General features: G+C 65.6%; 16 protein-coding genes and 1 tRNA gene. 7 read left to right on the top strand and 10 right to left on the bottom strand.

Annotated elements, in window-relative coordinates; all coding sequences use genetic code 11:
• The first annotated feature begins 185 nt into the window (after positions 1-185).
• Positions 186-2,156 carry a peptidyl-prolyl cis-trans isomerase gene (locus ATCM_RS12740; RefSeq protein ID WP_132864878.1) on the top strand — a complete coding sequence of 657 codons (1,971 nt, stop codon included), beginning with the start codon at positions 186-188 and terminating at the stop codon, positions 2,154-2,156.
• Positions 2,157-2,400: 244 nt separating this feature from the next.
• Here the strand turns inward: ATCM_RS12740 and ATCM_RS12735 are convergent, their stop codons facing one another.
• Together ATCM_RS12735 and gloB are read right to left on the bottom strand one after the other, a co-directional pair.
• A complete protein-coding gene (locus ATCM_RS12735; protein ID WP_132864877.1) occupies positions 2,401-3,588 on the bottom strand; it encodes a lytic transglycosylase domain-containing protein in 1,188 nt (395 codons plus the stop codon).
• Positions 3,585-4,349, bottom strand: a complete 765-nt coding sequence (gene gloB, locus ATCM_RS12730; protein WP_132864876.1) for a hydroxyacylglutathione hydrolase — start codon at positions 4,347-4,349, stop codon at positions 3,585-3,587. The genes ATCM_RS12735 and gloB overlap by 4 nt, the downstream gene beginning before the upstream one ends.
• A 200-nt stretch (positions 4,350-4,549) precedes the next feature.
• Here gloB and ATCM_RS12725 point away from each other — a divergent pair, with 200 nt between their 5' ends.
• The 3 genes from ATCM_RS12725 to dnaQ are packed head-to-tail and all read left to right on the top strand — an operon-like array spanning position 4,550 to position 6,218.
• A complete protein-coding gene (locus ATCM_RS12725; protein ID WP_243694013.1) occupies positions 4,550-5,014 on the top strand; it encodes a class I SAM-dependent methyltransferase in 465 nt (154 codons plus the stop codon).
• A 17-nt stretch (positions 5,015-5,031) separates the two neighbouring features.
• On the top strand, positions 5,032-5,484 hold the full coding sequence (gene rnhA, locus ATCM_RS12720) for a ribonuclease HI (RefSeq protein ID WP_132864874.1): 453 nt from the start codon (positions 5,032-5,034) through the stop codon (positions 5,482-5,484).
• Between the two features lie 8 nt (positions 5,485-5,492).
• A complete protein-coding gene (gene dnaQ, locus ATCM_RS12715) occupies positions 5,493-6,218 on the top strand; it encodes a DNA polymerase III subunit epsilon (protein ID WP_132864873.1) in 726 nt (241 codons plus the stop codon).
• Between the two features lie 17 nt (positions 6,219-6,235).
• On the opposite strand, the gene ATCM_RS12710 is transcribed toward dnaQ, so the two are convergent.
• Positions 6,236-6,940 carry a protein phosphatase 2C domain-containing protein gene (locus ATCM_RS12710; protein WP_132864872.1) on the bottom strand — a complete coding sequence of 235 codons (705 nt, stop codon included), beginning with the start codon at positions 6,938-6,940 and terminating at the stop codon, positions 6,236-6,238.
• Here ATCM_RS12710 and ATCM_RS12705 point away from each other — a divergent pair.
• Together ATCM_RS12705 and ATCM_RS12700 are read left to right on the top strand one after the other, a co-directional pair.
• Positions 6,923-7,159 carry a hypothetical protein gene (locus tag ATCM_RS12705; protein ID WP_132864871.1) on the top strand — a complete coding sequence of 79 codons (237 nt, stop codon included), beginning with the start codon at positions 6,923-6,925 and terminating at the stop codon, positions 7,157-7,159. The two genes, ATCM_RS12710 and ATCM_RS12705, sit on opposite strands and share 18 nt — an antisense overlap.
• Positions 7,138-7,228 (top strand) — tRNA-Ser (locus ATCM_RS12700). Before ATCM_RS12705 ends, ATCM_RS12700 begins: the two co-directional genes overlap by 22 nt.
• Before the next feature lie 64 nt (positions 7,229-7,292).
• Here the strand turns inward: ATCM_RS12700 and ATCM_RS12695 are convergent.
• Both ATCM_RS12695 and ATCM_RS12690 read right to left on the bottom strand, forming a co-directional pair.
• Positions 7,293-7,505: an AlpA family phage regulatory protein gene (locus ATCM_RS12695; RefSeq protein ID WP_132864870.1), complete on the bottom strand. Its 213-nt coding sequence runs from the start codon at positions 7,503-7,505 to the stop codon at positions 7,293-7,295.
• Entirely contained in the window at positions 7,495-7,707 is a 213-nt protein-coding gene (locus ATCM_RS12690; RefSeq protein ID WP_132864869.1) for a hypothetical protein, read from the bottom strand. Before ATCM_RS12690 ends, ATCM_RS12695 begins: the two co-directional genes overlap by 11 nt.
• Before the next feature lie 836 nt (positions 7,708-8,543).
• Here ATCM_RS12690 and ATCM_RS12685 point away from each other — a divergent pair.
• A complete protein-coding gene (locus tag ATCM_RS12685) occupies positions 8,544-9,212 on the top strand; it encodes a hypothetical protein (protein WP_132864868.1) in 669 nt (222 codons plus the stop codon).
• Positions 9,213-9,234: 22 nt separating this feature from the next.
• Here ATCM_RS12685 and ATCM_RS12680 read toward each other — a convergent pair whose 3' ends face one another.
• Genes ATCM_RS12680 through ATCM_RS19265 form a run of 5 tightly spaced genes read right to left on the bottom strand, consistent with a single transcriptional unit; the run spans position 9,235 to position 12,493 of the window.
• A complete protein-coding gene (locus ATCM_RS12680; protein WP_132864867.1) occupies positions 9,235-9,483 on the bottom strand; it encodes a hypothetical protein in 249 nt (82 codons plus the stop codon).
• Positions 9,480-10,397: a hypothetical protein gene (locus ATCM_RS12675; protein WP_132864866.1), complete on the bottom strand. Its 918-nt coding sequence runs from the start codon at positions 10,395-10,397 to the stop codon at positions 9,480-9,482. Before ATCM_RS12675 ends, ATCM_RS12680 begins: the two co-directional genes overlap by 4 nt.
• Entirely contained in the window at positions 10,394-10,687 is a 294-nt protein-coding gene (locus ATCM_RS12670; protein WP_132864865.1) for a helix-turn-helix domain-containing protein, read from the bottom strand. The genes ATCM_RS12675 and ATCM_RS12670 overlap by 4 nt, the downstream gene beginning before the upstream one ends.
• 7 nt (positions 10,688-10,694) lie before the next feature.
• Positions 10,695-11,789: a hypothetical protein gene (locus tag ATCM_RS12665; protein ID WP_132864864.1), complete on the bottom strand. Its 1,095-nt coding sequence runs from the start codon at positions 11,787-11,789 to the stop codon at positions 10,695-10,697.
• Positions 11,789-12,493 carry a hypothetical protein gene (locus ATCM_RS19265; RefSeq protein WP_207911809.1) on the bottom strand — a complete coding sequence of 235 codons (705 nt, stop codon included), beginning with the start codon at positions 12,491-12,493 and terminating at the stop codon, positions 11,789-11,791. Before ATCM_RS19265 ends, ATCM_RS12665 begins: the two co-directional genes overlap by 1 nt.
• Positions 12,494-12,502 lie beyond the last annotated feature (9 nt).

The raw sequence follows: 12,502 nt of genomic DNA, 5'->3' as shown, positions 1-12,502 counted from the left end.
GAATGCTGGCCTGTCACGCCGGAGGTCGCGGGTTCGAGTCCCGTCCGCTCCGCCAGTTGTCTCAAAAGCCCTCGGCGCAAGCCGGGGGCTTTTTCTTTGGCCGCCCGCCTGCGGAGGGTTTGTTTGGGAGTCAAGGGGGAAGCGGGTTACACTGCCCGGCTCGCCAATAGGCCCTGATTTTTCCCATGCTGCAGAAACTTCGCGACAAGACCTCAGGCTGGATCGTTACCGTGATCATGGGCCTGCTGATGATCCCGTTCCTGTTCGTGATCGACAACAGCTACCTCGGTGGCGTCGGCGCACAGAACGTGGCCAAGGTATCGGCACCGCCGTCGTGGTGGCGCTCGGCGCCGTCGTGGTGGCCGATGTCGTTCCTGTGGAACCACCACGAGATCAGCGTCGAGGACTTCCGGACGCGTTTCGAACAGGCGCGCATGCAGGCGCGCGAAATGCAGGGCGACAACTTCGACCCGCGTGAGTTCGAGACCACCGAAAGCAAGCGTGCCGTGCTCGACCAGCTGATCGACGAGCAGGTGGTGCGCCTGGCCGCCGAAGATGCGCATATCGTCGTCGGTGACGCCGCAGTGCGCGATTACATCAACAGCATCGACGCGTTCAAGCGCGACGGCAAGTTCGATGGCGACCAGTACCGACTGACCCTGGCGCAAGGCAACCCGCCGCGCACGCCGGCCATGTTCGAACAGCTGGTGCGTACCAGCCTGCAGCAGTCGATCATTCCCAATGCGTTGGCGCAGTCGGGGTTCACCACCAAGGGCGAAAGCGAGCGCCTGTTGAAGCTGCTGGGTGAAACCCGTGACACCGAGTTCGCGCTGCTGCCGGTCCCGGAGGCCGACACCGCCGCGGTCAGCGATGCCGAGATCAAGCAGTGGTACGACACCCATCCCAAGCAGTTCCTGCAGCCGGAGACGGTGTCGCTGGAATACGTGGAGCTCAACGCGGCGGCGATGCCGCCAGCTGCTGCTGCGGACGAGGCGACGCTGCGCAAGCGCTATGAGGACGAGAAGGCACGTTTCGTGTCGGCGGACCAGCGTTTGGCTTCGCACATCCTGATCAGCGCCGGCAGCGACGAGGCGTCGCAGAAGGCCGCCGAGGCCAAGGCCACCCAGCTGGCCGCCGAGGCCAAGCTGCCGGGGGCCGATTTCGCCGCACTGGCCAAGGCCAATTCGCAGGATCCCGGTTCCAAGGACACCGGTGGTGACCTGGGTTGGGTCGAAAAGGGCGTGATGGTCAAGCCGTTCGAAGATGCGCTGTTCGCGATGAAGGCGGGCGACGTGGTCGGGCCGGTGAAGACCGAGTTCGGTTACCACGTGCTGAAGCTGCGCGAGATCAAGGGTGGCGAAGGCCGTCCGTTCGAGGAAGTACGTGACCAGTTGGCGGCCGAGCAGCTGCAGGCCGACACCGAGCGTGCGTTCAACGACCTGAGCGGTCGCTTGGTGGACCTGGTCTACAAGAATCCGACCGCGCTGGAGCCGGCGGCCAAGGAAGTGGGGCTGCCGGTGCAGACCCTTGCGCCGTTCAGTCGCGCCACCGCCAGCGGCATCGCCACCAACCCGGCGGTGCTGAAGGCGGCGTTCTCCGATGCGTTGGTCGAGGATGGCACTGTCAGCGATCCGATCGAGCTGGCACCGAACCACAGCGTGATGATCCGCGTTACCGCGCATACGCCGGAGCAGGCCATTCCGCTGGACAAGGCGCGTGACCAGGTGATCGCTGCGGTGCGCGAGCACCGCGTCGAGGAGGCTTCGAACAAGGCCGCCGATGCACTGCTGGCCAAGTTGAACGGCGGGCAGACCCTGCAGGCGCTGGCCGAGGCGGAGAAGCTGCAGCTGATGCCGATCCCCGGTCTGCCGCGCAACGCGCCGATGCCCAGCGCTGTCGCCAACCGTGCCGTGTTCAGCGCTGCGCCGCCGACTGCCGACAAGCCCAGCTACGGCAAGGTCGCGCTCGAGGATGGTCGCTATGCGTTGTTCGCGGTGACCAAGGTGACCCCGGGCAACCCCGCCGAAGTGCCGGAACAGCAGCAGGCCATGCTCAAGCAGCAGCTCAGCCAGATTGATGGTGCCGCTGCGGCCAAGGCCTACGTCGATGGCATGCGCAAGCGCTTCAAGGTGCAGGTGCAGGAATCACAGCTCTGATTCCCTGAAGGGATGAAGACGAAAAGCCCGGCCAATGGCCGGGCTTTTTTGTGGGGCCTGCACGCCTGTCGCAGGAGCGGCTTCAACCGCGAAGCCGCCGCGACTACCGAGGCGGGTAAACGCATTGCCGTGTCCGCAAGGCGCTGCTTTCGATCAGGGATGATCCGCTTCGCGCCCAAGGGCGCGAAGCCGGACAAAAGAACGCCCGGCGTTGCCGGGCGTTCTGCAATCGGAGCGGCGCGGCTTATCGCGCTTCTTCGTAACGCAGCACCATGCCGGGCTTGAGGACGGCTCGCGCATCGAGGTTGTTGAACGACAACAAGGCCTTGACCGGGATCCCGTAGCGACGGGCGATCGACCAGGCCGATTCGCCATTGCGGACCGTGTGGCGGCGTGCGCTGCTGCTGGCCGAAGCAACCGCGCGCGGAGCGGCCGGCGCGTTGCGTGCTGGTGTTGCGGCGGGCGCAGGTTCGGCGGCGGCGAGCACCGGGACGTCCACGGCGCCGCCCGCCAGGGCCGGCGCAAGCACGGTGGTGCCGGAGCGGGCGGCGGTCAGGGCCGGGTTGAGGCGGGCGATGCGGGCCGGGTCCAGCGCGTTCTGCGCCGACCAGGCCGCCAGCGAGGTGTTGGCTGGCAGGGTGTGCCCCTTGAGGATCGGAACCGGCCGATCCAGGGCGGCCATCAGGTCGGGTTCGCCTTCGGCCTGCTCCAGCACGCAGGCCAGCGCATGCAGCTTCTCGACGTAGGAATAGGTGATCGGGGACAGGCCGGGCAGGGCGCTGGCGTCGGCATTCTGTGCGTTCATGCCGCCGCGGCGCAGGGCCTGCAGGATGCGGTACTCACCGGCGTTGTAGGCCATCACCGCAAGCTCCCAGTCCCCGGCGAACATGCCGTGCAGGGTTTTCAGGTAGCGGACCGCGGCACGGGTGGAGTCCACCGCCGAGAGGCGACCGTCGTAGCCGCCCTCCATCGGCACGCGGTGGTTGCGCGCGGTGGTGGCGATGAACTGCCACAGGCCGGCCGGACCGCTGCTGTTGCGGGCGCCCGGGCGGTAACCGCTCTCGACGAACGGGATCAGGGCGAACTCGGTGGGCAGGCCGGCGCTGCGCAGTTCATCGACCACGTAGCCGAACAGCGGCAGGGCGTCGTCGTCGATGTTGCCCAGCCGGCTCGGCGCATGCGCGAACTGCTTGCGCCAGCGCGGGCTGGTGGCTTCGGCATCGCATTGCGGTGCGGCCAGGCCTTCGCGGAAGTTGCTGAAGATCTCGCGGCCGTTGCGGGTGGTGGCAGGCGGCAGGGAGTTCGGGTCCAGCGGCAGGGCCGCAGCGGTGGCCAGGTTCTGGCTCAGGCCGGCGGGGAGCGACTGGGCGCTGGCGGCGGCGCTGGCGCCGAGCAACAGCCCGAGCACCAGGGAGAGGCTGCCCCGCTTCACGCGCGGAAACCGTCTTTCCAGCGCCGCAATCCGGCGAATACGTCCACCTCGTCGGCCGGGAACTGGCCCAGGTGGGCGGCGACGGCGTCACGGATGACGGCTTCGCCCGTGCGCAGGAAGGGATTGCATTGCAGTTCGTTGGCCAGTACGGCGGGAACGGTGGGACGGGAACGGCTGCGCATGTCCAAGGCTTCCTGTTGGCGGCGTTGCAATGCCGCGTTGGTGGGATCGACATGCCGCGCGAACACGGCATTGGCCAGCGTGTACTCATGCCCGCAGCAGACCCATGTCTGCGGGGGCAGGGCGGCCAGGCGCTTGAGCGAGGCCAGCATCTGGGCGGGCGTACCTTCGAACATGCGCCCACAGCCCAGGCTGAACAGCATGTCGCCACAGAACAGGTGGTTGTGGCCGAAGTACGCGATGTGGCTTCGGGTGTGGCCGGGTACCGCCATCACCGAGAGGTCGAAGCCGCACAATTGTACCCGGTCGCCATTGGCCACCTGTTCATGTTCCAGGCCGATGCGTTCATCCACGGGGCCGAACACCCTCAGGCGCGGCCACTGCCGGCGCAGTTCGGCCACCCCGCCGATGTGGTCGTCGTGGTGATGGGTGAGCAGGACGGCGGCAGGCTGCATGCCCTGGGCGGCAGCCTCCAGCACCGGCCCGGCCTCGCCCGGGTCGACGAAAACAGCGCGATCGTCGGGCGTTTGCAGCGCCCAGATGTAGTTGTCCTGGAATGCAGGCAGGGCGGTCAGTCGCATAGAATTGGAAAATGCCTGCCGCCCCGTCCCCCCGTCAAGCTGCAGTCTCGCCCTGGTTTGAGATGGCCGGGGCGCAGGCGATGCGGGATTGGGAGCACCGGCACCTGCTCCAGCGCCTGCAGGGCGTGCCTTCACAGCCTTGGCTGTGGCTGTCCCCCAATGCGGCATGGCGGCCCGAAAACGGTCCGGCGGGACGTGGATTGCGCCTGCACCGGGTGGGCAACGGCGGGCACTGGTTCGGCGACCTGCATTGCGGACTGCCGCTGCCATTGCCGGCCGAAGGCCTCAACGCGATCGTGATCCAGCACGCGGCCTCGGAGGACCTGGACCGCTTGCTGGCCGAGTGCGCGCGGGTGCTGATGCCCGGCGGACGCCTGTGGATGACGCTGCTCAACCGCTACAGCCCGTACCGGGCACATTGGCAGTGGCAGGGCGCGCGGCCGGCCTCGATGGCGCGCAGCCGCGTGCTGCTGAAACGGCATGGCATCCGTTGCCAGACCGTGCAGTATTACGGGCCGCTGTGGAGCCAGGCCGCCGATGCCCCGGGCAACGGGCTGCCGGCCTTGCGCGCCTTGTGCGTGCTGGAGGCGGAGAAGCGCACCGAGGCGCTGATCGGGCCGATCAAGGCCAGCCGTGCAGGCTGGTCGCGGCCGGTCGTGACCTGAACAACTTACGGAACTACATGAAGTCAATCGAAATACATACCGACGGCGCCTGCCTCGGCAACCCGGGGCCGGGCGGTTGGGCGGCCCTGTTGCGCTACAAGGCGCACGAGCGCGAACTGAGCGGCGGCGAAGCGCACACCACCAACAACCGGATGGAGCTGATGGCGGCCATCGCTGGGCTGGAGGCACTCAGCGAGCCGTGCAACATCATGCTGCAGACCGACTCGCAGTACGTGCGCCAGGGCATCACCGAGTGGATGCCGGGCTGGGTGCGGCGCAACTGGAAGACCGCCGGCGGCGACCCGGTGAAGAACCGCGACCTGTGGGAGCGCCTGCACACCGCCACCCAGCGGCACCAGATCGAGTGGCGCTGGGTGAAGGGCCACAATGGTGACCCTGACAACGAACGCGTGGACCAGTTGGCCCGCGATGCAGCAATCCGCGTGCGCGATGGCGCCGCAAGCAACTGAGGTAGGCCATGCGCCAGATCATCCTTGATACCGAAACCACCGGCCTGGAATGGAAGAAAGGTAACCGCGTGGTCGAAATCGGCTGCGTGGAGCTGCTGGAGCGCCGCCCCAGCGGCAACAACTTCCACCGTTACATGAAGCCGGACTGCGACTTCGAGGCCGGCGCGGCCGAAGTGACCGGCCTGAGCCTGGACTTCCTGGCCGACAAGCCGCGCTTCGACGAAATCGTCGATGAGTTCCTGGCCTACGTGGACGGCGCCGAGCTGATCATCCACAACGCCTCGTTCGACATGGGCTTCCTGGAGAACGAGATGGTGCTGGCCGGCAAGGGCCGGCTGAGCGAGCGGGTGACGGTGACCGACACCCTGGCGATGGCGCGCGAACGCTTCCCGGGCCAGCGCAATTCACTCGATGCGCTGTGCAAGCGCCTGGGCGTGGACAACTCGCACCGCCAACTGCACGGCGGCCTGCTCGATGCCCAGATCCTGGCCGACGTCTACATCGCGCTGACCTCCGGCCAGGAAGAGATCGGCTTCGGCCAGCCCGAGGCGGAGAAGGCCAGTGCCGCCGGCACGATGCAGGCCTTCGACGCTTCGGTGCTGCTGCCGCGGCCACGGGTGGTGGCCACGGCATCGGAGCTGGAGGCGCATGAGGCGCGCCTGGCCAAGCTGCGCAAGAAGGCTGGTCACGCCTGGTGGGATGGCGAACGCGCGCCGGAACCCGAACCGGCCTGAGGCCGGGAGCCGCTGCCTCAGTGGCAGCGGACGAGGATGGCGGTGATGTTGTCCGAGCCGCCGCCATCCAGCGCGGCAGCGACCAGCATGTCCACGCATTCCTGCGCGCTGCAGTCGGCGTGGCCGAGGGTTTCGGCCAGGCTGCGGTCGTCCACTTCCTCGGTCAGGCCGTCACTGCACAGCAGCAGTTGCATGCCTGGGCGCAGTTCGCCGGTCATGGTGGCGACGTTGAGGTGGGCCGGATCAGTGACGCCGAGCGCCTGGGTGACGACATTGCGGTGTGGATGGGCGCGGGCCTGCTCGGCGGTGAGCGTGCCCTGGGCAATCAGCTCCTGCACGTAGCTGTGGTCCTGACTGAGCTGGCCCAGCTTGCCGTCGCGCCACAGGTAGGCGCGGCTGTCGCCGACCCAGGCCACCTCGAAGCGGTTGCCCTGCACGCGCGCGGCCACGACGGTGGTGCCCATCGGCAGGCTGTCGTTGCGACGGCGCGAGGTGCGGATGATCTCCTCGTCGGCGATGCGGATGGCCTGGGCCAACGCGGTGCCGTTGCGGACTTCGCGCACGATGGTCTCGCGTGCCAGTGCGCTGGCGACCTCGCCACAGGCATGCCCGCCCATGCCATCGGCGACCAGCCAGAGGCCCAGCTCGCCGTCACCGTAATAGGTGTCTTCATTGAGCTGGCGGCGCAGGCCGACGTGGCTGAGGTGTCCGAATTCGATCATGGGTGCCCGGAAGGGCGCGGCGTATGGAGAATCCGCATCATCGCGTTCATGGACGTGTACGGCAAGCGGCGGCAGGGGGCCAGCCAGCTGCGGGAAAGGTTGCCGGACGTGGCGTTGATCGGTTCGATGATGAAAAAGCGCTTGTCGGCTTGGCCGAAGCCCCTTATCATTCGCAGCCCGGCTCGCCGGGACCATCTGGAGAGGTGGCAGAGCGGTTGAATGTACCTGACTCGAAATCAGGCAGGCGTTTATAGCGCCTCGGGGGTTCGAATCCCCCCCTCTCCGCCAGATACATGAAAAAGCCCCTAGAAATAGGGGCTTTTTCTTGCCTCGGCATTATCTACCCACCCACTTACCCTCCCGGCTGCGAACCTCGGTTTGCTTCGACCTGCTGGCGAATCCAGCTCTGGATCTCCGACTGCAACCACATGGCGCGCCTGCCAACCCGGATCGATTTCGGGAACTTGCCCTCCTTCATCCGCTCATAGATGTAGGACGTGCGCACCCCGGCCTGGTCGCAGACGCTGTGAATTGTGAGCAGGCGCTCGGGTTCCTTATCGGACATTGTTTCGATCTCCATGTTGCGCCCGGTCGGCGATGGCATCCCATCGGTCAGCCTCGGCCAGGTAGTAGTTCACCCGTTCCTCTCGTACTGAGGGCGGGAAGTTGTAAGCGACGCGCGCTGCATCGGCGGCCTCGCGGTTTTTCTCTGCCATCCAGCGGGCTTTGAACCCGTACGCGTCCCCCTGGTCGGTCGTGGCATTCATTGCCTCGTGCTGGCCTGTCTATCCGGAAGCGCGAACAGGCGCTGCAGCAGTGCTTGATGCTGAGACCGGGTGAGGTCGAGGGTGCTTTCGCACCCAACGGCGCGCACGTGCGCGCGGTACGCCTCTTCATCCAACCCCTTCTGTCCGTGAGCCAGTCAGCGTAGCGCCCGCACGAGGGCCTTGCTGATGTGGAACTCGCCCATCACGCACGCTCCTGCTCGGGCCATGCCGCGGCGTGCTCGGGAAGCACCCAAAGCACCACATCGGAGTAATCGTCACCGTCGTCGCAGTGGAATTTCTTGAACCATCGCTTCAACACTCGCCCCTGCTTGTGGGCGGAGGCGAGGAGAGAGCCGGCGCTCTTGGAGCCAATGCCGGTGGCAACGCACACCTCCGACGTGGTTGCCGGACCGTCGAGAAGCACAGCCAAACACCTGTCGGTCCGGCCTGGTTCGTCACGCTTCGCTCGCCTCCTGCGGGATGTCCGCCGGCTTGAGTGGACCCGGGGGTCTGCAGTAACTTTCTGCCTCATGGACGAAGAGACTCTTTTCAAGCTCCTTTCCCTGGTCGCGGGAAACGCGGGCCATCTTTACGCGACCCAGTTGGATGCCATTGCTTCCGGTCCCTTCGTCAAGAGAGAAGGGCTCGGCAGATATGCATTGACTACGAAAGGGCGGGCTGAACTGGATAGGCTGCGCAGGCAGTTTGGTGGATCGGCGCCGATCACAATCAGGATGTAGGCCAATCAACGCTTCACCCACTGCGGGCGAGCGCGCGGCGAGAGTAATTCCGGCGCCCATGGCAAAATGCCGCCCAATCCACAGGGGGATTAGGGAATGAGCATGTTGGATGGCGTGAGCCAGTGCTGGCCTTTGGCAAAGGATTGCCTTGTTTGGTGGGATGCCTGGGCGGCAGTTGGAGCACTTCTGGGGTTCATCGCGACTGCCATTCTTGGTTTCTTCACCTATCGTTTGGGAAGAGCCGCTAATCGCGCTACACGGCTCGCTACCCAAATCGCAGCGACTGAGTTGGATCGGCAGCAGCTCCGGGACAACAAAGAGCGGGTACTCGTCCTTGTACAAATCGCCGGTGAACTGAGCATCAATCTGAACAAGGTGCGGGACATATCGGCTTTCATGGGCACCCCTGGCTACAGTGATGCACTTGTCTCCAGTAGAAAGGCGCGTGACGAGTTTTTTAATGCTCTTGATGCGGTTACGTTTCCCGTAGTGCGGGGCGTTACGGAGCGGCTTCACTATTTGACGCCAACCGACGGTGCGCGTTTGGTCCGAGCAATGGGTGTGCTTGCGGTCTTTCAAGAGCTTAGGCCGGAGAATCCGGACCCGGACGATCTTGCAGAGGGCTTGGGGGTGCTGAGCAGTACGCTTCCCAAAGTCATTGATGACCTTCGGATCGTTTGGGAAGCGAGCCAAGCTGCGGTGCGGGAGCTCGGAATCCATGATATTGAGTTCGCTCGGTCGGTGGCGGGGCAGCAAACTGACTGAGCGAAATGTTGTGCGTCGTGAGTCACTCACCGGTCACCCCCGCGCCGTGGCTGGTGGGCTGCTTAAAGCACTTCCCCGACCATGCCAGCTTCTTGATGCGCTCCAAGCTATTCGGCCATCGCGCAGTGATAGCGGTGTTGACGCGCTCCCAGTTGGTCGGCCAATTGGATTGCAGTGCCAGTGCATAGCTCTGTGCAATCTGGCGCTGCGTGCAACCCTGTCGGATTTCGTTCTCGATCACGTCCTCGACGGACTGCAGGTGAGCGCTCACGACCCCACCTCGGCGCTGGTGGCCTGCAACGCGGTCAGCAATCGCACAGCGGTATCGATGTTGTCAGCACCCAAGCAACCCATGCGGTACTTGTTGTTCTGCACATGCACGCTCTCCAACTCAGCTATCACGGAGGCGATGGATTCGCGCACATCGCTGCCGCCCTTGGGGCTGGCGTCGGCCTGCTCGGCGACCAGTGCGTCCACACAGTCTTTAAGACAGCGCAGGACGAAACAGTCGTGCTTGTTCCGGCGCCGACGAGCAAGCATGTCAGCATGGGCGCGCTCCCAAATCTGCCCGAGGTCGATCCCCGGCGCTGCGGGGGTGCTGTCAGCGAACGCTAGTGGACGAACAGTTCCCGCATTGAACATAGCCATATTCTCGGCTGCGGACTTGTCGAACGTCAGGCCTTGCTCGAGGCGACCATCAACCATGTAGGCGACAACAGGGGATGTGGCTACGGCTGGGTAGACGTATGCGAGGATCGCGGCAGCGGTTTCCTTGCTGACCCCGAGACCTTCGCACTCGCCCTCTATTGCATCTTGCAGCCGTTCAATCGCATCACCATCAACCGGCGCTGCGGCGACGGGGGCTGCTGCATAGAGCGGCGTCACTTCAACAGCAATGCCAGCATCGCGAAGGGTGTCAGCGAAGTTCGGATCAGTCACGTATTGCGCGAATGCGTTGTCAGTCACTGGGTTCACATCAAGCCGCCACGCCACCGCCTCCTGCCCTGTGGCGGGCTCACTCGCGCGCTGCTGCATGGCGGTGATCTCCGCCAGGACGGTGCGCAGCCGAGCTTTGTGGCTGGTTTTGATGTCGTCGCTGCCCAGCAGCTTGTTGAGCAGATTGACGGCACCGGTCATGGGCGGGATCGCGCGCTGCGCGCGGTCATCTGAGGTCTTGTCGTTCACGCGCTGGGCTCCTTGCGGCTTGGGCGGTGGCTGTACCGGGCGCGGCCCGGCATTTGGGGGATGAGTAGCTTCTGGGCGCTCGGCGCGCTGTAGCGGGCCACGCGGCAGGGCTTTCCCTGCCGGTTGCGCACTACGATCTCTGTGGAGTGGATGACGTGACCGGCGCTGCGGAGGTCATGCACGCGCGCGCTGGCCCTGGCGATGCCAAGCTCGGACAGGATCTCCATCGCGGTCATCGGCTTCCGGTAGAGCGCCTGCAGGAGCGCATCGTTCTGGGCGGCGTCGGTCATGGTCGCCTCAGATGTTCATCTGGCCGATCAGGTGGGCCGTGGACTCGGCGTCGCCCTGGTCTTCGTAGAGCATCCAGCTCGCCATGCCCTTGCCCTTCTGGGGCGCATGCAGCGCGATCACGTTGCTGTCCACCGCCATCAGGGCCGAGATCAGCCGGCGGGGGTCCAGGGCTGCCCGGAAGTCGGGGCCGGCGGTGAGGACTGCTTCGCTGATGACCTCGCGGTTCTCCTCGGCGCGGTCGGCCAAGTACAGCTCACCGCCGACCATCGCCAGGATCATCACGGGCAGGCCCTTGGCCTTGGACTCGCCCAGGATCGCGGCGAAGGGCAGGAAGCGTTTGACTGCGGCCAGCAGCACATCGCGCTTGATGGCGCTGTGCTCGGCGCAATAGGACGCTCCCTTGGCGATGGCTCGGATGTCCGTGGCCTTGGCTCCCAGCAGCCGGACGCTGAGCTGCTGTTCGCCCGCAGTGACCCGCAGTACCCCGGCAACATCATGATTCACGTTACCGATCTCGATCACCGCGCCCTCCTGCAGCATGGGCACTACGCGCGGCACCTGGCCGTCCGGGATCGTGATCGACGGGCCGGTGTAGCCGATGTCGGCGTAGGACAGGGAGATGCCATCGCTTCCCCAAACGAGGCCACCATGGATGTGGAGGCCGCGGACGTTCGTGTACATCGTGTCGTCGTCGGCGGCATAGCCGGCGGACTTGATCGCGGCGGTGAGAATGACCGGGTCGATGTCCACGCGCTGCCATGCTTCCTCGCGCTCTGCCGGCCATGCGCTCACGTCGGAGGCGGGAACCCTGAAGTTGCTGCGCCCGCGCGACACGCGGCCGTCGTCGCGCAGCACCACATCGCCAGGAGCTGCGGCAATGGGGCGCAGCAGGGCAACGCGCAGAAGTGCCTCGCCGGGCGTGTGGACCTTGCACGGCAGCGTGTGCCGCATGTAAGTCGCCGAGTCAGTGGTTTCCAGCACCAGCGATTCACCCTCGGCGCGCACGAGGGCGTGCGTCAGGGTCGGGTGCGGCGTGTTGGTGGGCGCTACGCTGGTCTTCAGCGCGGCGGCCAGGGCGGCGGAATCAATGGTTGCGTGCATTACGCGGCTTCCTCAGAGCTGAAGAACGTCTGCTGTTGGGGCGCGGCCAGCCGTTCGTTGTAGGAGTCAACGATGGTCTGGGCCCATACGGGGGTTCGGCCGTCCCAGTACCGGCTCGGCACGTCGGGGTAGTCGTCGTCCGGCGCGGCGGCGAACAGGGTGTCTCCGTTCAAGTCCAGAACGAGGCGGGTATCGGTGTAAGAGTCGTCGTCGTCCTGATCAAACTCGCTGCCGTAAGCGAAGGCCTGCAGCCGGCCGCCGATCCAGATCCCGAACTGCAGGTCGTACTCATGCCAGCGGCCATTGACCATGGCGCCGCCGCGCATCCTTCCCTTGCTCAGCAACTCCATGGCATCAGCCAGCTCGAAGTCCCCGGCCAGCGCCCTGCGCATCGCTTCCCGCTGCATGGCGTTGAGGCTGGTAATCGTCCCGCGGTCTACCGGTACTTCCCGGGCCTGGCGAACCTCCGGTAGCGGGACGACGGGAGCCGTGGCCGCCTCAGCGGCCGGAAGAGCCACGCCCTGCATGCGGCACCACTCGCGCAATGCATCCTCGAACTGCTCATGCCGACCGGTGTGGCTGCACTTGCATTCGATGTTGTGGCCGCCGCCCGAGATCGCGCGGCGCTTGTCGTGGATGTGGTTGGCCTGATGCCCCAGGGCGCAGCGCGGCAGAGGGGATTCGTGCGAAATCATGCATTGCATGTCGATCTC

It is taken from the genome of Stenotrophomonas sp. ATCM1_4 (assembly GCF_004348115.1).
GTDB lineage: Bacteria > Pseudomonadota > Gammaproteobacteria > Xanthomonadales > Xanthomonadaceae > Stenotrophomonas > Stenotrophomonas capsici.
Note: the sequence above shows the minus strand (reverse complement) of the source record. Positions and strands in the feature narration are given on the sequence as shown.